Source organism: Microvirgula curvata (assembly GCF_054781615.1).
In genome coordinates, this window is record NZ_BAAGUB010000011.1 from 17,243 (window position 1) to 42,216 (window position 24,974).

Genomic DNA, 24,974 nt, shown 5'->3' on the forward strand with positions numbered 1-24,974 from the left:
GTTCCGTCACCGCCCGGATTCATTCCGGTATCGGCTTTAAATCCCGATTCAGAATTTTCCATTCGTCTTTCACCCATTCCATCAGGAAAAACAGGAAGGTACCAAATAAAAAAACAGTATCGTTCCATTCTCATCCAGTGAGTAACGAGACTAAATGGTGCATGGAAATTCCTTTGATTTTTTCACCAAGGATTCAATATGCCAACCCCTGTTCTGTTCAAAACCGGCCGGCACCTGCTCGTCTCCGGTTTTCGCCTTGGCAAGACCGCCGCCCTTTCCATTCTGGTCGGCAGCGCACCACTGGGTGAAGCGGCGGAAAGGAATGAGCACCCTGCCACAAGCCGGGCACGCACCACCTTGCCGGAGGCTCCCCCGCCCTGCCTGGAATCGGAACGCGCCGACAGCGACGCCTGCCCCCGGCAGCCCCGGCCCCAACCGGACCTGACCCTCAGGTACGGGGCCATTGCGGCAGGCGGGGCGGCAGTCGTCGGTTCGCTGCTGGCAGGAGGCGGGAAAAGCGGGGGGAAGGAAGAGGGACAGCACAAGGCACAGCCGGTCACGGCAACGGCAAGCGGCACGGCATCCGGCATGCAGACCACGCCACAGGCTCCGGAACAGGTAGCAATGGAAGCAGAAAAGCGGCCGCCGGTCCTGCAGAAGGGTGTGGAGCCACCACCGGCAAAGGGTGTGGATGAACCACCGCCAACAGGGCAGGACATCACCATCAGCCACGATCGCCATATCAATGGCAAAGAGGACAGCCCGCACCGGACGCTGGACATTTCCGGCGGGCAGAACGCTGTTACCGTCACGGGCAAAACCACGCTGAACGGGGGCCAGGCCGGTATTGCCGGGACGGGCAACAACCTGTCGGTCACGCTGCACGGCAGCAGCGAAATCCACGACAACGATTCGCGTGCCGCGCATCTCAGCGGTGACCACGCCAGGATCAGGCTGAGTGGCAACACGCGCATTACCGCCAAAGGTACCGGCATCGACATCACCGGCAATGACGCGGAGGTCGTGCATTCAGGCCGGATGGAGGTGCTGCATGCCCATGCCGCCGGCACGCGGCTGACCGGCGACATGGCCCGTTACATCGAGCAGGGCCGGCTGGACCTGCACACCCCGCAGGGACACGGCGTACAGGTTACCGGCAACAATGCGCTGCTTCACACCGAACCCGACAGCCAGATCGACGTGACGCACAGCGCCACGGCCCTGTCGCTTGCGGGCGATCGCGGCGCCGTGCGGATGGAAGGCCGGATGACGCTGAACCGCAGTGCCACCGGCCTTGCGCTGACGGGACATCGCAACCTGGTAAAAATATCATCCGGTGACATCCGGGTCAGGGGCGGCAACAGTTTCGCCGTGAAGGTCCGCGGCAACAGCAACAAGATCGAGCTGGATGGCACGATCTCGCTCAGACCGGACGAGCTGCGGCCGGCCAGGCAACTGGCCGAGCCGCTGACGGCCATGTGGATCAAGGGCAATGACAACCATGTCGACATCAACAGTCTGGGACTGGATGGTCAGCTTCTGAGGCTGGACAGGCCACGCTGGCTGGCCCGGCACGGCAACACCTTCGGCATCACGGCCCGCTCGAACGGACTGCGGATAGAGGGGGATGGCAACCAGGTATGGATAAACGGGCCGGTTTTCTACCGTCAGGTTACCAAACCCCTGACGGACAACCAGCGCGCCGGCATCAGCGACACGGACGAACTGCTGCGCCTGCACCCCGGCCTGATGGTTGACGTCAATGGCAAATCTTCCGTGCTGCTGAAGCACAAGATCAATATCCGCGGCGCATTCGCCAGCACACCGACCCTGTTCCGCGCCAGCAACGGGGCCACGCTGACCCTGGTCCAGGGTGCCAGCCTGGAGACCGGCGAGCTGAGGATCATGGACCCGGTCACCTTCCCCACCCGCCACGCGCTGATGGAAGCCAGCGGCGCAGGATCGGTCCTGGACAACTCCGCCCACCTGACCCTGCACGGCGGGGCGGGCCTGGCCGCCCGCAACCAGGGACTGGTCGAGAACAACAGCCAGCTGTCGTCACGGCTCGCCTCGACGCTGCTGAACGAGGCCGATGCCACGATGGCAGGCCCGCTGCAGGGTTCCTATCTGCTGGCGGCCATCGATGCAGGCTCGACGGCAAGCAACCGGCGCTCGCTGACCGTCTCGCTGGACAACAATGTCGCCGCCCACAAGACCGGTTCGCCGTCACTGGTCCTGTCACAGTTCAACGCCACCCGTCCCGGCAACACGGCCATGCTGGCCGTCAATGCCGGCACGGCCAGCAATGAGGCGGGCTCGACCATACGGGCCGAAGGCGTCGGCGCCGGCGGCATGTCGGCCCATGGGGGCAATCCCCGCACCCGCACACTGGCACGGAATCTCGGCAGCATTGTCGTCAACCCGGTCATTGGCAGGCAGCTGACCCTGCGCGACTCCGCCCTGTCCAGTTCGGATGGCCAGTGGGAGCCGCTTGCCGCGCACGAGTATGCGCTGGGCATGTCGGCGGGTTCGCAGCGGGCCAGCGGCGGGACCGGGGGACCCCAGCTCATCCATGCCACCGCCATCAACGATGGCCAGATCACCGTACACAATGCCGGTGTCGGCATGGCGGCCTCCGGCAAGGGCAGCATGGCGCTGAACCGGGGCACGATACGGCTGGTCAGTGACGATGGCGTCCAGACGCCACCGGACGGGCTGTACGGCATGCTGGCGCTGAATGGCGGCCTGATCGTCAATGCCAGAGAGGGCAGCATCGACATGGATACCCCGGTCGGCAAGGCATTCCGGCTGGACAGCGGCGGCATGCTGATCAATCAGGGCAAGGTCCGGGTGGGGGGGCACTCGCTATCGGCCGGGCATTCGCAGTGGGGCGCCGCCACCAATGCCGAGCTCACGGAGGATTTCGCACTGGGCAAAGGGCTGCCGCTGACCCCGCAGGGCATCACCGTCAATGCCGACAAGCCGATGTTTTCCCCGGGCGTAGACATGCCCGCCGTGCTGCGCAGCGACGGCAAGCTGATGCTGAGGGGACTGACGCTGACGCTGTCGGGCAATGACCAGTTGATCAACACCGGCAAGCTGGTCAACGGCACACTGGTCACCCGCCACAACGCCATGCTGGTCAACAGCGGAACGCTCGACAATATGGTCCTGCAGGCGGACGCGCCGCTCAGCAATGAAGCATCGGGCCGGATACGGCTCAGCCATGCGGATCCGAGCCACATCCAGGCACTGGACAACAGCGGCCGGCTGTATCCGGGCAGGCTGTCGCTGCCCGGCCCGGCCACCAATGCCGGCAGCGGCGTGATCCTGATGGCACCGGGCGCCACGCTGGAGCCCGGGAACCACCGTTTCACGAATGCCGGCGAGATCCGGGTGGAACTCCGGCCGGGTCAGCATGGCGCGCCGGCGCAAACGCTGCTGGCCCTCAGCCAGGGACGGCAAGCGGAAGGAGAGATCATCAATACCGGCACGATGGAGGCATCCGACGGCTTTGCCGTCCTCAGGACGCAGAACCCGGCCGGACCGGCCCGCATCCTGTTCGCCAATCGCGGCATGATCCGCTTCAGCACCGGGCACGACACGACAGCGGCGCTGCAGGCCAGCCATGACGGGCTGGACTTGCTCAATGACGCCGGGGCGACCCTGGAGATCAACGGCGACCGTGCCATCGGCATGTTCAGCAATGGCGACGGACAACTGATCAACCGCGGCACCATCAACGTCGGTCAGCCTGGCAGCCCCCACACAGGGCTGGTCGCAATGGCGCTCGGTCCCGACGCGACCGGCACCCTGGTCAACGACAGCACCGGCACCATCGTTGTCCATGCCGGACAGTCCAGCGCTTTCCATATTGCCGGGTCGGGCGGAAAGCTGATCAATCGCGGCCAGGTACTGCTGCAATGCGGCGACGGAGGCACTTGCACCCGGTTCAGGGACGACCATACCCGGGGGCAGGATATCACCGGCTCCGCGGAGGACAAGACCTTCGTCTTCCAGGCCAGAATTGCCGAAAGCCCCCCCGCCGCCCGGCAGATGTCGCCGGACGGTTACGAGATCGGCACCACGGCCAGCGGCGGCGCCGGCACCCTGTCCGCCGACGGCTTGTCGGTCGGCAATGTGGCCATCAATACCCGCTTCACCGCCGGCACGTCCGCCCGGCAGGTGGTGTTCGACAAGGTCTTTGTCGGCAAGAACCTGAGCGGTGCCGGCAATATCCGCGCGACCTCCGCCGTCTGGCGCGCGCACGGTCATTACGATGCCGACGGTCATATCGGCGTGACGCTGGTCAAGAACGACTACCGCGACCTGATCACCGATGCCTCGCTGGCACCGGTTGCCGGGGCGCTGGAGCGCAGTTACAGCAGCAACGCGCTGTTCCGCAGCCTGGAACTGCCGGGCCGCGACGAATTCACCCGGGCACTGCGCCAGCTGTCCGGTGCCGGTATCGAGCGGACATTGCGGTCAACGGCCGCCCTGGAACACCGCTTTGGCCTGATGGCCGGGACCGTCTCCGAGGACGCGACCGGCTTCGGCGTGAAGCTGCTTGGCCGCGGCCAGCACGGCAGCCGGCTCGGTGCATCGGCCCATGACATGCTCGCGCTGCAGCAGCGCTTCGAATCGGGCACGGCGCAGCTGGCAATACGCTACGGCTTCGCCCGCGTATCGCCGGACGGCCAGAGCCGGGATGCCGCGCTGGATGGCCACAGCCAGTTCTTCGGCGTGCGCCATGTACGGCCCCTGTCGTCCGGGCTGGCGCTGGAAAGCGATGTTGGCTACGTCCTGCACCAGTACCGTACCCAGCGTACGCTGCGCTATGGCAACCCCCTGGATCGCCATGACAAGAAGGACGCCAGCCGGCAGCCGCAGGCCGACCATCGCCGTGACCTGCTCGGCAGCCAGGTGAACCTGGCGCTGGCGGGCAAGGCAGGCAGCGTGATGCTGGAGCCGCTGCTGGGCGTCAAGCTGCGCTACCAGCGCGACGGGGCGCTGAAGGAACGGCATGGCGGCGATTTTGGATTGCGGCTGTCATCACGCCATCAGGTGGCGCTGGACGGGGTGCTCGGGCTGCGGCTGAGCCATGACGGCCGGGACGGCAAATCGCGCGGCTGGCGGCTGGACGCGCAGTTCCATGCCCGCCCGACCCTGCTGCGCCACACCGGCCAGCGCGAGGCCAGTCTGGCCGGCGCGCCGGATGCCCGCTTTGCGCTGGCACCGGCAAGTGGCAGCCGCTTCAACCACGACAGCCGGCTTGGCCTCCGCCATGACGGTCGCCACAGCCAGTTCAGCCTGAACGGCTATCTGGGCCGCAACGACGGAGAAAGTGACCGGGGGATGACCGCGAACTGGCTGTACCGGTTCTAGGAGAACGGCAGGCAGGCCCGTCAGGCAATGAAGACGTTGTCGCCCTGACGAGCCAGCTTGCCGCGTCGGCCCGGCCACGTTTCCCACACCAGTTCGCTGTGCGGCAAACGACTCAGGTCCAGCGTCGCGGCCAGATCGCCCAGCGACACGCACTGCCAGCCCTGCCGCTTCCAGCCGGCCAGCAGCAGACCGACCATCTGCAGCAACTTGCGCCCGTCCGCTTCCGCGTTCAGCGAAAAGACATGGCCGTGGCGGCGCGGGGTCGAGGTCAGGTTGAGAATGCGCTCGATCGCCTGCGTCTGGTCACCATGCGATTCGGCCAGCACTTCGTCGAGCGTCGGCAGCGTGGTCGGCAGTTGCGGCACGGCCACGATTTCCGCCCGCTGTACCGGGATGAACGGTTCGCGTCCGCGGGCATCGCTGGCGAAGTGAATGCCGAGCCCCTGGCTCTGGCGCACGGCAGACCAGTTGCCATGCCAGCCCGGCGCCGCCAGCGTCTGCGGTGCAGCCCCGGTCAGCCGGGTGAAGCCGGCGATGGCCCGTTCCAGCGCCTTGCGCGTCCATTCGGCATCGGCCTCGGTGGATTCCTTGCGCCAGGCGGCCTGGTCCCAGGCCTTGAGTCCCAGTTCGAATCCGTCCCCCTGCAGCGCATGCAGGCATTTGCGCAGCGCACGCCCCATGTCCGGGCCCGGCCACAGCCGGCCGTTCTGGCGGGTCAGGAACGGCAGATGCGCACGCGGCTTGACGCCGCCATGGGCAAACCATTCAGCCAGCGGCACCTTGCCGGCCCGATCAGGCCCGAGGCTCAGATAGAACGTCGCGCCCGCCCCCTGCTCGCGAAACAGCCCGGCCAGCGCAACGGCGCCGTCGGTCAGCCCGACCCGGGTGTGGATATCGACCTTGAGCGCAATGACGGACATGGTTCAGGCCACCGTGGCGAGTTCGGCGCGCATGGCATTGATCACGCCGCGGTAATCCGGCTGGCCATAGATGGCGGAGCCGGCCACGAAGGTATCGGCACCGGCGCGGGCGATCTCGGCGATATTGTCGATCTTGACCCCGCCGTCGACTTCAAGCCAGATCTCGCCGCCGTGCTTTGCCGTCCAGGCGTCGATGCGCTCGCGCGTCATCCGGATCTTGTTCAGCGCTTCCGGGATAAAACTCTGCCCGCCAAAGCCCGGGTTGACCGACATGATCAGCACCATGTCGAGCTTGTCCATGACGTGGTCGAGATGATGCAGCGGTGCAGCCGGATTGATCACCAGCCCGGCCTTGCAACCGTTGTCGCGGATCAGGCCCAGCGTGCGGTCGACATGGTCGCTGGCTTCGGGGTGGAAGGTGATCATGTTGGCGCCGGCCTTCGCAAACTGGACCGCCAGCGCATCGACCGGCTTCACCATCAGGTGTACATCGATCATCGCTTCGGTATAAGGTCGTATCGCCTTGCACACCATCGGCCCGATGGTCAGGTTGGGCACGTAGTGGTTGTCCATCACATCGACGTGGATGATATCGGCCCCGGCCGCCACGACATCGCGGACTTCCTCGCCCAGACGGGCAAAATCGGCGGACAGGATGCTGGGGGCAATACGGAACTGACGCATGGCAAAATCGACCTGATAGCGAAAAACCGGATTTTACCGGTTTGCCGCCGTCGACGCATGGTCTTGGCATTTTTCCATTCGCCCCTATCTGCAGGACGCCCATCCACCTTGCAACGGGATCGCCACATGCAGAACAACAAATACGCCATCACGGTCGAACCGCAGTCGTTCTACATCGAAAACCAGTCTGCGCCGGACGATGGCCAGTACGTGTTCGCCTACCGCATCCGCATCACCAATGCCGGTACGGTATCCGCGCAATTGCAGGCCAGACACTGGATTATCACCGACGATACCGGCCATGTTGAGGAAGTTCATGGCGAAGGCGTGGTCGGCGAAAAGCCGACACTGGCGCCGGGAGAGTCGTTCGAGTATGTCAGCGGCGCCGGTATCGGCACGCCGTACGGCACCATGCGCGGCAGCTACCAGATGCTCGCCACCGACGGCACGCCGTTCGAGGCCGAGATCCCCGAATTCACCCTTCTTGGCCCGCGCGTGTTGCATTGACGCGCTCCAGCAGCGCGTCGAGCGCCACTTCGACCGTCTGCGTGCGCACCGCCCGCCGGTCACCGGCGAAATGACGGACGAAGGTATCGACCCGGCCGAACGGCATGGCGATGGCGAAGCAGACCAGGCCGACCGGCTTGTCCGGCGTGCCGCCGCCGGGACCGGCCACGCCGCTGACCGCGACACTCCAGTCGGCCCCGCTGAGCTTCTGCACCCCGCGCGCCATTTCCGCCGCCACCACCTCGCTGACGGCACCGTGCGCGGCCAGTGAGGCCGGCGACACTTTCAGCATGCCGGTCTTGGCCGCATTCGCATAACTGACCACGCCCCAGCCGAACCAGTCGCTGGAGCCGGCGATATCGGTCAGCGCACCGGCAATCAGGCCGCCAGTACACGACTCGGCGGTTGCCACGGTCTCGTGCCGCGCCTTCAGGCGCAGGCCGAGCGTTTCCGCCCGGGAGCGAATCGATGCACTCATTGGCCTCTCCGGCGATAGCGTTCGATCAGGGCATTGGTCGAACCGTCATGGCTCAGCGGGCCATTGCCCGCCAGTTCCGGCGCGATGCGCCGGGCCAGCAGCTTGCCGTACTCGACCCCCCACTGGTCAAACGAATTGATGCCCCAGATCACGCCTTCGACAAACACCTTGTGCTCATAAGCGGCCAGCAGCATGCCGAGCGAGCGCGGGCACAGCGCATCCAGCACCAGGGTATTGGACGGCTGATTGCCCGGAAAGACCTTCTGCGGCAGCAGCATGTCCAGCGTGTCGCCAGAGACGCCCTCGTCTTCCAGCTGCGCCAGCGCTTCGGCCACGGTCTTGCCGCGCATCAGCGCCTCGGTCTGCGCCAGGCAGTTCGCCACCAGTTGCCGGTGATGGTCGCCAACCGGGTACTGGCTGGACAGCGGCAGGATGAAATCGCACGGCACCAGCCGCGTACCCTGATGCAGCAACTGGAAAAACGCATGCTGGCTGTTGACGCCGACCTCGCCCCAGATCACCGGGCCGGTATCGAAATCGAGTTTCTCGCCATAGCGACCGACACGCTTGCCGTTGGACTCCATGTCCAGCTGCTGCAGATAGGCCGGCAACCGGGCCAGGCCCTGGCTGTACGGCATGATGGCGTGGGTATGCGCCCCGTAGAAGGTGTTGTACCAGACGCCAAGCAGGCCCATCACCACCGGGATGTTGCGTTCGAACGGCGCCGAGAAAAAGTGCGCGTCCATCTCGCGGGCGCCGGCAAGAAAATCGCGAAAGTGCGCCTCGCCAACGGCGATCATCACCGGCAGGCCAATGGCCGACCAGACCGAATAGCGCCCGCCGACCCAGTCCCAGAAACCGAACATATTGGCCGGATCAATGCCGAAGCGGCACACCGCCGGAGTATTGGTCGACACGGCGACGAAGTGGCGCGCCACGTCGGCGGCCGTTGCCGTGCGCAGGAACCAGTCGCGGGCCGCTTCGGCATTGGCCAGCGTTTCCGGGGTGGTGAACGATTTCGAGGCAACGATGAACAGCGTGGTGGCCGGATCGCAATGCGCCAGCGTCTGCATCAGCTGCGCGCCATCGAGATTGGAGACGAAATGCACCCGCACCGCCTCGCTGGCGAACGGGCGCAGCGCGCTGTCGACCAGCATCGGCCCGAGATCGGAACCGCCGATGCCGATATTGACCACATCGGCGATGCGCCGGCCGTCATGCCCCAGCCACTCGCCGTCGCGCACGCGGCGGGCAAAATCGAAACAGCGTGCCAGCGTGGCATGCACGTCCGGCACCACATCGATGCCGTCGACGCAGTAGTGGTCGTGCTCGCCGGCGCGCAGCGCCATGTGCATGACGGCACGATGCTCGCTGACATTGACCGGTTCGCCGTCGCGCAGGCGCCGCATCCAGTCACCGAGCCCGGCCGTGCGCGCCAGTTCGGTCAGCAGTTCCATCGTCCGCGCCGTCACCCGGTTTTTCGAGTAATCGAGCAGGAAGCCGTCGAGTTCGATGGAGAAATGTTCAAAGCGCTGCGGGTCGGCCTCGAACAGGTCGCGCATGTGCACCGGGCGGGTCGCACGCTGATGATGGTGCAGTTGCGCCCAGACCGGCGTGAGGTTGATGTCGTTGGCGAGCAGGGAGGCCATGGCGTCAGCAGGAACAGGTATCGATCGGCGGCGCCTGCACATGCCGGCGCCGGACTTTTCAATCAGGCATGGCCCGCCGGCGGGCGGGCTTTTGCGCTCACAGCTTGATGAAATGCTCGCGGTAGTACTTCATTTCCTCGATCGACTCGTAGATGTCGGCCAGGGCTTCGTGCTTGCCGTGCTTTTTCATGCCCTTGGCAATTTCCGGCTTCCAGCGCTTGCACAGTTCCTTCAGCGTCGACACGTCAAGGTTGCGGTAATGGAAGTGGGCTTCCAGTTCCGGCATCCAGCGCGCCATGAAGCGGCGGTCCTGGCAGATCGAGTTGCCGCACATCGGCGATGCCTTGGCCGGCACGTGCTGCTGCAGGAAAGCCAGCATCTGCGCCTGCGCGGCGGCTTCGTCCAGCGTCGATGCCCTGACCTTTTCGATCAGGCCGCTGCGGCCATGGGTGCCCTTGTTCCAGGCGTCCATGCCGTCGAGCACGGCGTCGCTCTGGTGAACGACCAGCACCGGCGACTCGGCCACGGTATTGAGTTCGCTGTCGGTAATGACGACAGCCAGTTCAATCACGCGGTCGCTGTCCGGATTCAGCCCGGTCATTTCCATGTCGAGCCATATCAGGTGGTTTTGGTCTTGTGCCATACTGGTGTGCTTTTCTGTATTGAATTTCGGTAGCGGTGGAATTGTCTCATACTCGACGCCACTCTCCCCATCCTGCCATACCATGTCCGTCTCCATGACCACACTTGTCACCAGCGCCTTCCTGCTCGCCCTGGCCTTTTCGCTGGCGCTGCGCCTGTACCTGGCCTCGCGTCACATCCGCCATGTCCGGGCGCACCGCGAGGCCGTGCCGGCGGCCTTCACCGGCCGCTTCACCCTGGCCGATCACCAGCTGGCCGCCGATTACACCGTGGCCAGGACCCGGCTCGCCATGCTGTCGGCGCTTGTCGACGCCGGTGTGCTGCTGGCGCTGACCCTCGGCGGCGGCATCGAGGCGCTGACGGTATTCTGGCTGGGTCTGGGCTGGCCCCCGGTCGTCAGCGGCACGGCGCTGATCCTGTCGCTGATGGCGATCACCGGCCTGATCGGCCTGCCGTTCGGCCTGTATGCAACCTTCGGCATCGAGGCCCGCTTCGGCTTCAACAAGACCAGCGTCAGGCTGTTCATCATCGACCAGTTGAAGAGCCTGCTGGTCGGGCTGGTGCTCGGCGTGCCGCTGTTGCTGCTGGTGCTGTGGCTGATGTACGGCAGCACGCTGTGGTGGCTGTGGGTGTGGCTGGTCTGGAGCGCCTTCTCGCTGCTGATGGTCTGGCTGTTCCCGACCGTGATCGCACCGCTGTTCAACCGCTTCCTGCCGCTGGAAGATGGCGAGCTGAAACAGCGCATCGACGCCCTGCTCACCCGCTGCGGCTTCCGCTCCAGCGGGGTATTCGTGGTCGACGGTTCGCGCCGCTCCAGTCACGGCAACGCCTATTTCACCGGTTTCGGCGCCGCCAAGCGTATCGTGTTCTACGACACGCTGCTGAACCAGCTCGATGGCGACGAGATCGAGGCCGTGCTTGCCCATGAACTGGGCCACTTCAAGCGCCGGCACATCATCAAGCGCATCGTGCTGACCTTTGCCCTGTCCTTCGCCTTCCTGCTGCTGCTCGGCTGGCTGCTGGAATGGACGCCGTTCTACTTCGGCCTCGGCATCAGCACGCCGACACTGGCAGCCGGGCTGATTCTGGCCGCCATGGCGCTGCCGGCCTTCACCTTCCCGCTGACCCCGCTGATGAGCCGGCTGTCCCGCCGCCAGGAATTCGAGGCCGACGCCTATGCCGCCGAACACGCCGACCGCCATGCGCTGGTCTCGGCGCTGACCCGGCTCTACCGCGACAACGCGTCGACGCTGACCCCGGACCCGCTCCACTCGGCGTTCTACGACTCACACCCGCCGGCAACGATCCGCATCCAGCATCTGGAATCGCTGCCGCATACCGGAGTTTCCGCATGAACCGACTTGCCCGCGAGCGCTGCTCGCCCCAGCATGCCCACACCCGGCTGGAGGCGGAAGAAATTCCGTCCCTGCTGGAAGCCCTGTCCGAATCCTGGCGCCTCGACGGCGAGACACTGGTCCGCCGCTTCGACTTCGCCAACTATCACGAGACCATGGCCTTCGTGAATGCCAGCGCGTGGATCTCGCACCGCGAGGACCATCATCCGGACCTGTCCGTGCATTACAACCGGGTGGAAGTCTCCTACTCGACCCATGATGCCGGCGGTCTGACCCGCAACGATTTCATCTGCGCCGCCAAGCTCGACGTACTGGACAGCCTGTGACGCAATCGGCCGGACAGATCATCAGAAGCCATGGTCGACGCTATGTGGTCGAAGCCGACGATGGCAACACCTACGACTGCAGCACGCGCGGCAAGCGTTCCGACTACGCCGCCGGCGACCGGGTCGACCTGCAGATCAGCAATGGCGAGCAGGCGGTCATCGAACGGGCGCAGCCGCGCCGCAGCCTGCTGTACCGGCAGGACGATTTCCGCCAGAAGCTGATCGCGGCCAATGTCACCCAGCTGGTCGTGGTACTGGCCGCCGTGCCGACCCCGTCGCGGGAATTCCTCGACCGGGCGCTGATCGCCGCCGAGGCGGCCGATATCGCGGCACTGATCGTCCTGAACAAGACCGACCTGCCGGAAACGCCGGCCGCGCGCGAGCTGCTGGGCTTCTATCGCGAGATCGGCTACCCGGTGCTGGAACTGTCGGCACTGGGCGACATCTCGCCGCTGCGCGAACGGCTGACCGGCCAGACTACGGTGCTGATCGGCCAGTCCGGCATGGGCAAGTCCACGCTGACCAACGCCCTGCTGCCGTCGGCACAGGCCCGGGTCGGCGATATTTCCACCGCGCTGGATTCCGGCCGCCATACCACCACCCATGCGACGCTGTATCACCTGGACGCCGACAGCCACCTGATCGATTCGCCCGGACTGCAGGAATTCGGCCTGATGCATCTCGATGCAACCCAGGTCATTCACTACTTCCCGGAAATGCGCGAGCTGGCCGGTCGCTGCCGCTTCCACAACTGCGCGCACCTGGTCGAGCCGGGCTGCGGGCTGATCGCGGCCAGTGCCGCCGGCGAGATCGCGGCCGTCCGGCTGCCCCTGCTGCAGAAACTTACCCGCATGCTGCAGCGTTGATTCACTAGCTGATTCAATCATTTAGTCAAAGCCATCCACCCGGATGGCTTTTTTTCATTCTGCGTCCATTCGGCCAGAATTATGCTTTTGCTCATTTTGCCAAACGTGTCGGCAATTCAGCGCTATAAACAAATCAGCCCCCCGATATTCCACGCATTTGTTGCATTGCGGCATTTTCTGCAATCTCATCCATATTGCATTGCGGAATGCATTTTCCATTCGTATGGTTCATCATGAATAAAACGGACTGAAGAATAACGGTCCGCCAATAACCGGGGTGGCGTGACGCCACCGGGCCTGGCGGTACCCGCAACGCTTGCACCCACAATAAGGAGGTACAGATGACACGAATTGCTCTCGTCACCGGCGGTATGGGGGGGATTGGCACTGCCATCTGCAAGGCACTTGCCCAGGCCGGTCATATCGTCATCACGACCTATTCCCGCCCCGGCAAGGAAACGGCCTGGCTGGCCGATATGAAAGAGCAGGGATTCGATGTCCACGCCTATCAATGCGACGTCACCGATTTCGATGCCTGCAGTGCCCTGATCGCGAAAATCCAGTCCGAAGTCGGCCCGGTCGACGTGCTGGTCAATAATGCCGGGATTACCCGTGACGGCGTGCTGCGGAAAATGGACAAGGCGTCGTGGGACGCCGTCATGTCGACCAACCTCGACAGCGTTTTCAACATGACGCGGCCGCTGATCGAAGGCATGTGCGAGCGCGGTTTCGGCCGGATCATCAGTATTTCGTCGATCAATGGCCAGAAGGGCCAGCTCGGCCAGACCAACTACTCGGCGGCCAAGGCCGGCATGCACGGCTTCAGCATGGCGCTGGCGCAGGAAGTCGCCCGCAAGGGCGTGACGGTCAACACCGTCAGCCCGGGCTATATCGGCACCGACATGGTGATGGCGGTCCCGGCCGAAGTCCGCGAAAAGATCGTCGCCCAGATCCCGCTGGGCCGGCTCGGCAAGCCGGAGGAAATTGCCGGGCTGGTCGCCTATCTGGCCAGCGACCTGGCCGGTTTCATGACCGGCGCCGATCTGGCGATGAACGGCGGGCAACACATGATGTAATGCCATAATTCCCGCCAGTCAACTGCAAGAGACGGTCGCAACGCGACCGTCTCTTTTCATCCACAGCGCCAACCGCCACTTTTGTTCCCGCAGCGGCCTTTCCATTACAACCTGTCCGGTACGGTCGTGCGCCGTACCTTGCCTTGACCGGAAAGGAAACGTAATGGAGCTGTTCTCGCATGTACGCATCATCATCGGCGTCGTCATGAGCCTCGGGCTGACCCATCTGCTGCAGGGCATCGCCTCGCTGGTCCAGCACCCGGAACCGCGCAAGGTCTATATGGTCCATCTGCTCTGGGTCGTGTCGATGGTGCTGTATCTGCTGCATTTCTGGTGGTGGGAGTTCCGCCTCAGGCATCTCGCCGACTGGACCTTCCTGATCTATGTATTCCTGATCGTCTACACCGTCCTGCTGTATCTGCTGTGTTCGCTGCTGTTTCCGCGCAGACTGGCACCGTATGCCGACTTCGAGGAGTACTTCCTTTCCCGCCGGCGCTGGTTTTTCGGCCTGATGGCGCTGGTCTACCTGCTGGATATCATCGATACCGCACTCAAGGGCGACCAGCACCTGCAGTCGCTCGGCCTCGAATACCTGGTGCGCATCGCCGTATACGTGGTGTTGTGTCTGGTGGCGATGCAGACGGCCAGCCACCGCTTCCATCTGGTCTTTGTCATCGCCAGCCTCGCCTATCAGATCTCGTTCGCGCTGCGGCTGTTCTGGCGCGAGACCAATTAACGCAATGCGCCGCCCGAAGGCGGCGCATTGCGGTGCAACGGTGTCGCGCTTACTGCCGTTCCCAGGTCTGGGTACGACCGAGCAGCGACACGCCGAGGAAACCGCGCACTTCGAGCTTCTTGCCGCCGTCCTGCAGTCTGGCCTTGCTGCTGTAGATCTTGCCCTTTTTCGGGTCGAGGATCTTGCCGCCTTCATAGCTGTCGCCGGACTTTTTCAGGCCCCAGAGAATGGTCATGCCCTGGATCGGCTTGTCCTTGCGATCGCCATCGCACTGGTCGCATCTGGCGTCCGGATTGTGGAACAGCTTGACGATCCGGCCCTGGTACTCGCCACCGTTGTCGGTAATCTGCACCAGCGCCTTCGGCTGTCTGGTTTCGTCATCGATGGTCTTCCAGGTTCCGACGATGGCTTCGTCGGCACGCGCCAGTCCGACCAGCAGCAATGTCCCCATCAGCGCAGCAGCGATCTTCTTCATGTTGTCTCTCCATCCTCGAAAAAACGATTGTTTTAAGTTGGAACTCTAGAATGCCGAACGCGTTCCCGACGGTCAAGCTATTGGGGTAAACCCGATTGGGGAAACACCCAATTCATTTCGGGCAATTCTGTAGCGCATCATTCGATCACCATAGGAGAAACGGGTGGCTCGCGTCACCCTCAGCGCAAGACAGGAATCGGGATGCAAAGAAAAATCTACAAGAGCCTGTATTTTCAGGTGATCGTGGCCATCGTGCTGGGGGTCGTGCTCGGCCACTTCCTGCCGGAGACCGGTGCCAGCATGAAGCCGCTCGGAGACGGTTTCATCAAGCTGGTGAAGATGATGATCACGCCGATCATCTTTTGTACCGTGGTGGTCGGCATTGCCGGCATGGAAGACATGAAGAAGGTCGGCCGTGTCGGTGGCAAGGCGCTGCTGTACTTTGAAGTCGTGACCACGCTGGCGCTGGTCATCGGCCTGTTCGTCGTCAACACGCTGAAGCCGGGTGCCGGCATGCACGTCGACCCGGCCACGCTGGATACCAAGTCGATTGCCAAGTACACCGCCGCCGCCGAGCACCAGTCGGCTGTCGACTTCGTGCTGCACATCATCCCGAACAGCGTGATCGGCGCGTTCGCCGAAGGTGAAATCCTGCAGGTGCTGCTGTTCTCGGTGCTGTTCGGCTTCGGTCTGTCGCTGATGGGCAAGGGCGGCAAGCCGGTGCTGGAGTTCATCGAAAAAGTCTCGCACGTGCTGTTCGCCATCATCGGCTTCATCATGAAGCTCGCCCCGATCGGTGCCTTCGGCGCCATGGCCTTCACCATCGGCAAGTACGGCGTCGGCAGCCTGACCTCGCTGGCCGCGCTGATGGGCAGCTTCTACCTGACCTGCCTGCTGTTCGTGTTCGTCGTGCTCGGCGCGATCGCCCGCTACTGCGGCTTCAGCGTGTGGAAGCTGATCAAGTACATCAAGGAAGAACTGCTGATCGTGCTCGGCACCTCGTCGTCCGAGTCTGCCCTGCCCCGGCTGATGGTCAAGCTCGAACAGCTCGGCTGCGCCAAGCCGGTTGTCGGCCTGGTGGTACCGACCGGCTACTCGTTCAACCTGGACGGCACGTCGATCTACCTGACCATGGCCGCGATCTTTATCGCCCAGGCCTGCGGCATCGAACTGTCGCTGACCCAGGAACTGACCATTATCGGCGTGCTGCTGCTGACGTCGAAGGGTGCCGCCGGCGTGACCGGTTCGGGCTTCATCACCCTCGCCGCCACGCTGGCCACGGTGCCGGACATTCCGGTTGCCGGTCTGGCGCTGATCCTCGGCATCGACCGCTTCATGTCCGAAGCCCGCGCCCTGACCAACCTGGTCGGCAATGCGGTGGCCACGGTGGTGGTGTCGAAGTGGGAACACTCGCTGGATGCCGCGCAGATGAAGCGCGAGCTGGACAGCCCGACCCCGATCGAACACGGCATGCAGATCAACGCACCGCACCTGACGCGCGAAGTGTCGCAGGAACTGTCCTGATTCCTGCTGCTTCATCGCAAAAAACCGCCGCCCGGCAACGGACGGCGGTTTTTTTCATGCCCTCTCCTACAGATCGATCTGACCGCTGCCGACCGGCATCACCCGCCCGCCGACGCGAATCACGCCGGCGGCGTCCACTTCGAGATCGAGCACATTCGGCCGGTTCAGCGCATGGCCCTGCTCCAGTCGCCAGTGCAGCCCGCGCCGGCCGTCACTGGCCAGCCAGCCGCCCAGGTTGGCACAGGCCGAGCCGGTGCCCGGGTCCTCGATCACCTGGCCGTTGTGGGTGAAGAACAGCCGCACCGTGGCCACCGCGCCGTCGACATGCCAGACATAGGCCATCGCCGCCCCGGTCACATTGCGGCACAGCGCATCGATGCCGGCCGCCGACGGCCGGCAGGCCAGCACCGCATCGCGGCTGGTCAGTTCGATCAGCAATTGCTCGGTGCCGGTATTGACGAATCTTGCATCGCGCAGCGCCCCGGCGCCGAGGCCCAGCATGTCGGCCAGTGCATCCTGCTCGCCCGTGAACGGGCGCACCTGCGCCGGTTTGGCAGTCAACTGCGCATACCCCCCTTCACCCAGCACAATCGGGAACATTCCGGCCGCCATTTCCAGCCGGACCGATGCACTCAGCCCGCGCAACCGCGCCAGTACGGCGGCCGTGCCCAGTACCGGATGGCCGGCGAACGGCAGTTCGTAGCCGGGGGTGAAGATGCGCACGCGGGCATCGCCCCCCTCGGTGGCCGGAAAAACGAAGGTGGTCTCGGACAGGTTCATCTGCGCGGCAATCGCCTGCATGGTCGTGCTGTCGAGTCCGTCGGCCGGTTCGAATACCGCCAGCGGATTGCCGCCGAACGGCGTTTCGGCAAAAACGTTGACCAGATGGAAGCGGTAACTCGGCATGAATGGGCTCCTCGATGGATCAGTCCTTCATCATAACGACTTGCCGTGGCCGGATAACCGGAATTCGCCGATTCCTGTAGGGTTTGCGGAACGGCTGGTCTAGGCTGACGAAACAGAACTCACATCAAGGGAAACACCATGGGCTGGATTATCACGATACTGGCAGGCGCACTGATCGGCTGGCTGGCCAGCAAGGTGATGGGCACCGATGCCCAGCAGGGTGCGATCGCCAACATTCTGGTCGGCATTATCGGCTCGGCGCTTGGCAAGTGGATCTTCGGCGATCTGCTCGGCATCGGCTCGGCCTATGCCGCAGGCGGGTTCTCCATTGCCGGGCTGGTCTTCGGCATCCTGGGGGCGGTGGTGCTGATCTTCCTGCTGAAGATGGTCGGCATATTCAAGTAAATGCCGGCGGCCGGGCTCCTGTCCCGGCCGCCGCCGTTTCACTCAGTGACCGTCGAAGCCGTTCAGCACGCTGACGGCATTCTCGCCGATCGGTCCGACCGCATAGCCGCCCTCCAGGCAGAACAGCGTCTGCAGGCCCAGCCGGGCCAGCCGGGCGCCGACGGCATGAAAATCGGCCGTTTTCAGCTTGAAGGTCGAGATCGGATCTCCCTCATAGGTATCCAGCCCCAGCGACACCACCAGCGCATCGGGCCGGAAAGCCGCAATCGCCGTGCACGCCTGTTCCAGCGCCGCCATCCAGGTCGGAACGTCGCTGCCGGCCGGCAGCGGCAGGTTCAGGTTGCACCCTTCCCCCTCCCCGGCGCCGCGCTCGTCGGCAAACCCCAGATAGAACGGAAACTCGGTGCGCGGGTCACCGTGGATGGACACGAACAGCACATCGGCACGGTCATAGAAAATCTGCTGCGTGCCATTGCCGTGGTGGTAGTCGACGTCCAGGATCGCCACCCGGCCCAGCCCGCTGTCGCGCAGATGCTGGGCAGCGATCGCGGCATTGTTGAAGAAGCAGTAGCCGCCAAAGACGTCGGCCGCGGCATGGTGCCCCGGCGGACGGCACAGCGCGAACGCGGCCCGCTCGCCGGCCAGCAGGCGATCGGCACCGGTCAGGGCGGTCTGCGCCGACCAGTAGGCGGCAGGCCAGGTGCCGGCGGTCACCGGCGTGCCGGCGTCCATGGAGAAATAGCCCAGCTGGCCGTCGATGTCCTGCGGCTCGATCTGGCGGAAGCAGCGCGTCGGCCAGATCAGCGGCAGCGCATCATAGGTGCGGCCGGTTTTCGAGCGCCGGCTTGGCGCGGTCCAGCGCGACCAGAACGTTTCCAGAAAACGCACGTAGTTGTCGCGATGCACTGCCAGGATCGGCGCCTTGCCATGGTCGGTCGGCGCAATGCGCTCGAATCCGGCCCGGTCGACTTCGGCCAGCACCATGTCAGCGCGCGAAGGGTTCTCGAAGCACGGTTTCAGCGTGCCATCCACCAGTTCGGCATTGCCATGCTGAAGGCGATGTTGCTCGGTGTACACAGTCAGCATCGGAAAAAACACTCCCATAGAGAAACGGCCACCCGGCGACGCGTCGGCGGCATGCATTCACCCTACGCCACCCGCAGGCAAAATGTGCTGCCCTGGATCAGGAAGCCGGCCCGACGCAAAAAACCCCGCTCGCGGGCGGGGCCTGTTGCCGGCTGGCCGGTCGACGGGTCAGTCGAACGGATGCGGGCGCGGGGTGTTGTCAGCCGACGGCGGCAGGATCGGCATGTCGATCTTCGGCTGGTCGCCGGTCAGCGTCTTCAGGAAGGCCACGATATTGGCGTTCTCGCTCCTGGTGAACTGCTTGCCGAGCTGCAGCTTGCCCATCGTGTCCACCGCTTCGGACAGCGTGGCCGCCGCGCCGTCGTGGAAGTACGGATAGGTCAGTTCGACGTTGCGCAGGGTCGGCACCTTGAAGTTGAAGCGGTCGGCATCCTTGCCGGTCACCGCGGCACGGCCGATCGCCGGGTTGTCGGTCTTGTACGGCGTGACCAGCCCCATTTTCTGGAACGAGGCGCCACCGACGGCCGGACCATTGTGGCAGGCCACGCAGCCGCTGTTCTTGAACAGCTGGTAACCGGCCAGTTCCTGGGCGGTCAGCACCTTCTTGTCGCCCTTGAGCCACTTGTCGAAGCGCGAGTTCGGCGTGACCAGCGTTTCCTCGAACACGGCGATCGCGTCGGTGATGCGGTTGATATCGATCTTGTCCGAACCGTACACCCTGGCGAATTCCTGGCGGTACTGCGGGATGGACTGCAGCACGTCGACCGCCAGCGTATGCGTCGACGCCATTTCGCCCGGGTTGGCGATCGGGCCGCCGGCCTGTTCCTGCAGGTTCTTCGCCCGGCCGTCCCAGAACTGCGCCAGGTTCAGACTGGAGTTCAGCACCGTCGGCGAGTTGATCGGGCCTTTCTGCCAGTTGTGGCCGATCGAGGTCTTCAGGTTGTCCGAACCGCCCATGCTCAGGTTGTGGCAGGAGTTACAGGAGATGAAGCCGGAACGCGACAGCCGCGGATCAAACCACAGCTTCTTGCCCAGTTCGGCCTTGGCCGGCTGCGTCAGCTTGTACGGGGCGATCGGCTGAATCGGCTCGTCCCCTGCTGCGCTGTCTGCCCATACCCAGCCGGCAGTCAGCATCACGCTGGCAATCGCGCCAATCTGAAATAGTTTTTTACTCATTTACGGCCTCCTTGATTCACGACGTCGTACCCAATATCTATTGGCCTGTTGCGCCAATGACCAGTCCATCCGCATAAAATGCTATTGGCTTTCAATATGCACAGTATTGACCGAAGTCAACAAGCTCAGGCTATCGACCGTATCAGGCAAACAGCAAAATCAACACGTTGATTACAAAAGGATTTTTTGTTATAAATTTTTTAAATCACTTCGATTAACATTGGCTATCGCCGAATGAAAAAACCGAAACAGCCAATGTTTTACGGCAAATAAACGGCGTTATGCCTGACAGATAAAAAAAAGAATAAATTTGTCCTGACACGCCATTTTTAATTCAATTCTTCATTCTGCAAAACAGAAAAAATTAAATACCTGGCGCATCCGGTCGATAACAGGCACAACGAATCACAGGACGCACCGGACATGACCTCGATCTCCGTCAACCTCAGCAGCTCGGCCTCGTCGACCAGAATGTCGACCGGCGCCACCGACAGCCTCGGCAAGAAGATCGCCGACCTGAAGCAGCAGGTTCAGGATCTGTACAAGCAGGCGCAGGAACTGAAGGACGCGAAGCTGTCGCCGGCAGAGAAAGAGAAGCAGCAGCGCATCATCGAGGCGTCGATCCAGATGCTGCAGGCCGAAATCGCCCGGCTGGAGAAGGAACGTGCCAGCCAGGGCAAGCAGGGCGGCACCGAACCGTCCAGGGACCCCAAGCCCGGCACGGAGGTCAAGACACCGACCGCCAGCGTCGCCAGCCCCTCGAACACCGGCACCCAGGTCGACGACTTCGCCTGAGGAGTGTTGCGGAACAGCAGTCCAGGCGGCGGATCACGTGATCCGCCGCTTTTCGTTTCTGCCCTGCCGTCCGTCACCCGTTGCATCCGCCCCACACCCCGTACAAAAAACACCCCCTCCCGCAAGTGCTTGAACGCAGGCGAAAAACGCGCTGCGGATATCGTCGTCGGCTGGAAAACCGTTATGTCCATGCCTTGTCATGAACAGACAATGACTACTACAATTTGTGCAACAACTATGAAAACAGCAGCACATATTGTGTAAAAACCCGCCTGGCACGGGTTTTCAGCCGACACAAGCGTCCCAGCAAAGGAGCTCCCAACGATGTCTGTCGCATCCACCGCCTCATACCAGTGCATCCGTCGCAACGGCGACGTGGTGCCGTTTGCCCCTGACAAGATTTCCGTCGCCTTGAGCAAGGCTTTCCTGGCCGTGCTCGGCAGCGAAGCCGGCGGCTCCAGCCGCCTGCGCGATGAAGTGGAACACCTGACCGCCACCGTGGTGGCAGCCCTGATCCGCCGCCGCCCGGAAGGCGGCCCGATCCATATCGAAGACATCCAGGACCAGGTCGAACTGGCCCTGATGCGCGCCGGCGAGCAGGAAGTGGCCCGCGCCTACGTGCTGTACCGCGAACGCCGCGCCGCCGAGCGCCGCGCTGCCCGCGAGGCACTGGGCCTGGCCGCCGCCCCCACCCTGCACGTCACCCGTGCCGACGGCAGCCGCGCGCCGCTGGATCTGGACCGGATGGCCACGCTGGTGCATACCGCCTGCATCGGCCTGGAAGCCGATACCGACCCGGCCGCCATCCTTGGCGACACGCTGAAGAACCTGTACGACGGCGTCAGCGAAGCCGAAGTCGGCCGCGCCGTGGTCATGTGCGCCCGGCAGATGATCGAGCGCGACCCGGCCTACGACAAGGTCACCGCCCGCCTGCTGCTGGATTCGATCCGCGGCGAAGTGCTCGGTCGCCATGTGGCGCAGACCGACATGGCCGCGCTGTACGCCGACGCCTTCCCCGGCGCCATCCAGCGCGGCATCCAGGCCGAGCTGCTCGACCCGCGTCTGGGCGAATTCGACCTTGCCCGCCTGGGCCAGGCGCTGAACGCCGACGCCGACCTGCAATTCGGCTATCTCGGCCTGCAGACCCTGTACGACCGCTACTTCCTGCATATCGAAGGCCGCCGCATCGAACTGCCGCAGACCTTCTTCATGCGCGTGGCGATGGGCCTGGCGCTGAACGAAGCCGAACGCAACGACCGCGCGATCGAGTTCTACCGCGTGCTGTCCAGCTTCGACTTCATGAGCTCGACGCCGACACTGTTCAACGCCGGCACCCTGCACAGCCAGCTGTCCAGCTGCTACCTGACCACGCTGGGTGATGACCTGACCGAGATTTTCGACGGCATCAAGGAAAACGCGCTGCTGTCCAAGTACGCCGGCGGCCTCGGCAACGACTGGACCCCGGTGCGCTCGCTCGGCAGCCATATCAAGGGCACCAACGGCAAGAGCCAGGGCGTGGTCCCGTTCCTGAAGGTGGCCAACGACACTGCCGTCGCGGTCAACCAAGGCGGCAAGCGCAAGGGCGCGGTGTGCGCCTACCTGGAAACCTGGCACGCCGACATCGAGGAATTCCTCGAACTGCGCAAGAACACCGGTGACGACCGTCGCCGCACCCATGACATGAACACTGCCAACTGGGTGCCGGACCTGTTCATGCAGCGGGTGATGGAAGACGGCCCGTGGTCGCTGTTCAGCCCGAGCGAAACCCCGGACCTGCACGACCTGACCGGCAAGGCCTTCGCCCGCCGCTACGCCGAGTACGAAGCCATGGGCGAGCGCGGCGAGCTGCGCGTCTACAAGCGCCTGCGCGCGCTGGACCTGTGGCGCAAGATGCTGACCATGCTGTTCGAGACCGGCCACCCGTGGCTGACGTTCAAGGACCCGTGCAACCTGCGCAGCCCGCAGCAGCACATGGGCGTGGTCCACAGCTCGAACCTGTGCACCGAGATCACGCTGAACACCAGCGACAGCGAAATCGCCGTGTGCAACCTCGGCTCGGTCAACCTGGCCAACCATATCCGCAATGGCCAGCTCGACGACGCCAAGCTCGCCGGCACCGTGCGCACCGCCATGCGCATGCTGGACAACGTGATCGACCTGAACTTCTACCCGGTCGAAAAGGCCCGCAACGCCAATATGCGCCACCGCCCGGTCGGCATGGGCCTGATGGGCTTCCAGGACGCACTGCATGCGCTGGGCCTGGCCTACGGCTCCGACGCAGCAGTCGAGTTCGCCGACCGTTCGATGGAAAGCATTGCCTACCACGCCTACTGGGCCTCGACCTCACTGGCCGAGGAACGCGGCACCTACCAGACCTACGACGGCAGCCTGTGGAGCCGCGGCATCCTGCCGCACGACAGCCTCGACCTGCTGGCCGAGTCGCGCGGCGGCTGGCTGGAAGTCGACCGCTCGACCACGCTGGACTGGGACCGCCTGCGGGCCCGCATCAAGCAGTTCGGCATGCGCAACTCGAACTGCCTGGCCATCGCCCCGACCGCGACCATCGCCAACATCATCGGCGTGTCGGCCAGTATCGAACCGACGTACAAGAACCTGTTCGTCAAATCGAACCTGTCCGGCGAGTTCACCGTGGTCAACGAGTACCTGGTCCGCGACCTGAAGCGTCTGGGGCTGTGGGACAAGGTGATGCTGGCCGACCTGAAATACTTCGATGGCGACCTCGGCCCGATCGAACGCATCCCGGCCGAGGTGAAAGCCCTGTACGCGACGGCATTCGACCTCGACCCGAGCTGGCTGGTCGAAGCCGCCAGCCGGCGCCAGAAGTGGATCGACCAGGCACAGAGTCTGAACCTGTACATGGCCGGCGCCTCGGGCAAGAAGCTGGACACGCTGTACAAGCATGCGTGGGTACGCGGTCTGAAAACGACCTACTACCTCCGCACGCTGGCCGCGACCAGTGCCGAGAAGTCCACCGGTCGTGGCGGCGAGCTGAACGCCGTCCCGGTCGCCGCCCCGCCGGCCGTCCCGGCGACGGACATGAAGTTCTGCTCGATCGACAACCCCGACTGCGAATCTTGCCAGTAGGCAAGATCGCAGGCGGTGGTTGAGGCGCAGCCACAACCCGGACACTCCTGCGACAGCAGGAGCCAGCCCGCAGGGCGCGAATCTTGCCAGTAGGCAAGATCGCAGGCGGTGGTTGAGGCGCAGCCACAACCCGGACGCTCCTGCGACAGCAGGAGCCAGCCCGCAGGGCGAGAATCTTGCCAACAGGCAAGATCGCAGGCGGTGGTTGAGGCGCAGTTAAGGCACGCAGCCCACGGCGGGCGGACAGGTGTATAAGCACAATCGTCACCTGTCTGTTCCCGTCGTCGATTGGAGAGAGCGTCATGAAACGCCTGCTGTTACTGATCTGCTGCCTGACCCTGGCCGGCTGCGCCACGGTTGCCAAACAACTGAACGGCAGCCTGCAACCGCCGCCCGGCTACGGCTACGCCATCGTGTCGATGACCGCGCTGGCTTTCGAGCCGGATGCGAGCTCGATCGAGGCGATTTACGTGCCGGACGGCGCGCCTGGCCGGGGTGGCAACATCCACGCCAGCCTGCTGACCGACTCGGTGTTCGGCGAAGCCGGCTCGTCGCCGGTCGAAGGCAAGCTGGCCCTGCTGACGCTGCTGCCGGGCAACTACCGCTTTGTCGAGGCCATCGGCTACTACCCGCAGGAGATCGCCGGCTGGCGTACGCGGCAGATCATCCGGATGCCGATGAGCGCGCCGTTTACCGTGACCGCCGGTCGTGCCGTCTATCTCGGCGAGATCCGGCTCGATCTGTCGTACCGGCCGGAACTGCTGCTGCGCGACGGCCGCCCGCGCGACTTCGGCCATATCCGCCGCGTCTGGCACGTGGAGGACCTCTCGCCGATCGACGTGCGGCTGCTCTCCCCCCTTACCCAATAATCGACGTAC

21 protein-coding genes are annotated in these 24,974 nt (G+C 64.0%); 12 read left to right on the forward strand and 9 right to left on the reverse strand.

What is annotated here, in order from left to right; all coding sequences use genetic code 11:
- Positions 1-198: 198 nt before the first annotated feature.
- Positions 199-5,385 (forward strand): hypothetical protein, encoded by a 5,187-nt coding sequence (locus ACYVG8_RS05885; RefSeq protein ID WP_460745161.1) that lies wholly within the window; start codon positions 199-201, stop codon positions 5,383-5,385.
- A gap of 20 nt (positions 5,386-5,405) precedes the next feature.
- Here the strand turns inward: ACYVG8_RS05885 and ACYVG8_RS05890 are convergent, their stop codons facing one another.
- Together ACYVG8_RS05890 and rpe are read right to left on the reverse strand one after the other, a co-directional pair.
- Positions 5,406-6,305 (reverse strand): polysaccharide deacetylase family protein, encoded by a 900-nt coding sequence (locus ACYVG8_RS05890; protein ID WP_036386208.1) that lies wholly within the window; start codon positions 6,303-6,305, stop codon positions 5,406-5,408.
- A 3-nt stretch (positions 6,306-6,308) separates the two neighbouring features.
- Complete coding sequence (gene rpe / locus ACYVG8_RS05895) at positions 6,309-6,989, reverse strand: ribulose-phosphate 3-epimerase (protein WP_028499604.1); 681 nt, start codon at positions 6,987-6,989, stop codon at positions 6,309-6,311.
- A gap of 126 nt (positions 6,990-7,115) precedes the next feature.
- Here rpe and apaG point away from each other — a divergent pair, with 126 nt between their 5' ends.
- Positions 7,116-7,496, forward strand: a complete 381-nt coding sequence (apaG, locus tag ACYVG8_RS05900; protein WP_028499605.1) for a Co2+/Mg2+ efflux protein ApaG — start codon at positions 7,116-7,118, stop codon at positions 7,494-7,496.
- Here the strand turns inward: apaG and ACYVG8_RS05905 are convergent.
- The 3 genes from ACYVG8_RS05905 to orn form a co-directional block, all read right to left on the reverse strand.
- Positions 7,465-7,974, reverse strand: a complete 510-nt coding sequence (locus ACYVG8_RS05905; RefSeq protein ID WP_028499606.1) for a CinA family protein — start codon at positions 7,972-7,974, stop codon at positions 7,465-7,467. The genes apaG and ACYVG8_RS05905 overlap by 32 nt on opposite strands.
- Positions 7,971-9,623, reverse strand: a complete 1,653-nt coding sequence (gene pgi / locus ACYVG8_RS05910; protein ID WP_107889646.1) for a glucose-6-phosphate isomerase — start codon at positions 9,621-9,623, stop codon at positions 7,971-7,973. Before pgi ends, ACYVG8_RS05905 begins: the two co-directional genes overlap by 4 nt.
- Before the next feature lie 97 nt (positions 9,624-9,720).
- A complete protein-coding gene (gene orn, locus ACYVG8_RS05915) occupies positions 9,721-10,266 on the reverse strand; it encodes an oligoribonuclease (RefSeq protein WP_028499608.1) in 546 nt (181 codons plus the stop codon).
- A gap of 94 nt (positions 10,267-10,360) precedes the next feature.
- On the opposite strand from orn, the gene ACYVG8_RS05920 reads away from it, so the two are divergent.
- From ACYVG8_RS05920 to ACYVG8_RS05940, 5 genes are all read left to right on the forward strand, one after another.
- The gene (locus tag ACYVG8_RS05920) at positions 10,361-11,620 is read left to right on the forward strand and encodes a M48 family metallopeptidase (RefSeq protein WP_028499609.1); all 1,260 of its coding nucleotides are present in this window, start codon (positions 10,361-10,363) and stop codon (positions 11,618-11,620) included.
- Positions 11,617-11,946, forward strand: coding sequence for a 4a-hydroxytetrahydrobiopterin dehydratase (locus tag ACYVG8_RS05925; protein WP_107889645.1), 330 nt, complete (start codon positions 11,617-11,619; stop codon positions 11,944-11,946). The genes ACYVG8_RS05920 and ACYVG8_RS05925 overlap by 4 nt, the downstream gene beginning before the upstream one ends.
- The gene (gene rsgA / locus ACYVG8_RS05930) at positions 11,943-12,812 is read left to right on the forward strand and encodes a ribosome small subunit-dependent GTPase A (protein WP_315386243.1); all 870 of its coding nucleotides are present in this window, start codon (positions 11,943-11,945) and stop codon (positions 12,810-12,812) included. The genes ACYVG8_RS05925 and rsgA overlap by 4 nt, the downstream gene beginning before the upstream one ends.
- Positions 12,813-13,153: 341 nt before the next feature.
- Entirely contained in the window at positions 13,154-13,888 is a 735-nt protein-coding gene (gene phbB / locus ACYVG8_RS05935; protein ID WP_028499612.1) for a beta-ketoacyl-ACP reductase, read from the forward strand.
- Between the two features lie 163 nt (positions 13,889-14,051).
- Complete coding sequence (locus tag ACYVG8_RS05940) at positions 14,052-14,624, forward strand: hypothetical protein (protein ID WP_107889643.1); 573 nt, start codon at positions 14,052-14,054, stop codon at positions 14,622-14,624.
- Positions 14,625-14,673: 49 nt separating this feature from the next.
- On the opposite strand, the gene ACYVG8_RS05945 is transcribed toward ACYVG8_RS05940, so the two are convergent.
- Positions 14,674-15,099, reverse strand: coding sequence for a DUF2147 domain-containing protein (locus tag ACYVG8_RS05945; protein WP_107889642.1), 426 nt, complete (start codon positions 15,097-15,099; stop codon positions 14,674-14,676).
- Between the two features lie 201 nt (positions 15,100-15,300).
- On the opposite strand from ACYVG8_RS05945, the gene ACYVG8_RS05950 reads away from it, so the two are divergent.
- Positions 15,301-16,623: a dicarboxylate/amino acid:cation symporter gene (locus ACYVG8_RS05950; protein WP_028499615.1), complete on the forward strand. Its 1,323-nt coding sequence runs from the start codon at positions 15,301-15,303 to the stop codon at positions 16,621-16,623.
- A 66-nt stretch (positions 16,624-16,689) separates the two neighbouring features.
- Here ACYVG8_RS05950 and ACYVG8_RS05955 read toward each other — a convergent pair whose 3' ends face one another.
- A complete protein-coding gene (locus tag ACYVG8_RS05955; RefSeq protein ID WP_028499616.1) occupies positions 16,690-17,529 on the reverse strand; it encodes a PhzF family phenazine biosynthesis protein in 840 nt (279 codons plus the stop codon).
- Positions 17,530-17,667: 138 nt separating this feature from the next.
- Between ACYVG8_RS05955 and ACYVG8_RS05960 the strand changes: the two genes are divergently transcribed.
- Entirely contained in the window at positions 17,668-17,934 is a 267-nt protein-coding gene (locus ACYVG8_RS05960) for a GlsB/YeaQ/YmgE family stress response membrane protein (protein WP_028499617.1), read from the forward strand.
- 42 nt (positions 17,935-17,976) lie between these two features.
- Here ACYVG8_RS05960 and ACYVG8_RS05965 read toward each other — a convergent pair whose 3' ends face one another.
- Both ACYVG8_RS05965 and ACYVG8_RS05970 read right to left on the reverse strand, forming a co-directional pair.
- Positions 17,977-19,020, reverse strand: a complete 1,044-nt coding sequence (locus ACYVG8_RS05965) for a histone deacetylase family protein (RefSeq protein ID WP_028499618.1) — start codon at positions 19,018-19,020, stop codon at positions 17,977-17,979.
- A 168-nt stretch (positions 19,021-19,188) separates the two neighbouring features.
- Positions 19,189-20,196 carry a cytochrome-c peroxidase gene (locus ACYVG8_RS05970; RefSeq protein ID WP_084300124.1) on the reverse strand — a complete coding sequence of 336 codons (1,008 nt, stop codon included), beginning with the start codon at positions 20,194-20,196 and terminating at the stop codon, positions 19,189-19,191.
- A gap of 423 nt (positions 20,197-20,619) precedes the next feature.
- On the opposite strand from ACYVG8_RS05970, the gene ACYVG8_RS05975 reads away from it, so the two are divergent.
- The 3 genes from ACYVG8_RS05975 (at position 20,620) to ACYVG8_RS05985 (ending at position 24,965) form a co-directional block, all read left to right on the forward strand.
- Positions 20,620-20,991, forward strand: coding sequence for a FlxA-like family protein (locus ACYVG8_RS05975; RefSeq protein WP_028499620.1), 372 nt, complete (start codon positions 20,620-20,622; stop codon positions 20,989-20,991).
- A 324-nt stretch (positions 20,992-21,315) separates the two neighbouring features.
- A complete protein-coding gene (locus ACYVG8_RS05980; protein WP_028499621.1) occupies positions 21,316-24,096 on the forward strand; it encodes a ribonucleoside-diphosphate reductase subunit alpha in 2,781 nt (926 codons plus the stop codon).
- Positions 24,097-24,398: 302 nt separating this feature from the next.
- On the forward strand, positions 24,399-24,965 hold the full coding sequence (locus ACYVG8_RS05985) for a hypothetical protein (protein WP_460745164.1): 567 nt from the start codon (positions 24,399-24,401) through the stop codon (positions 24,963-24,965).
- Positions 24,966-24,974 lie beyond the last annotated feature (9 nt).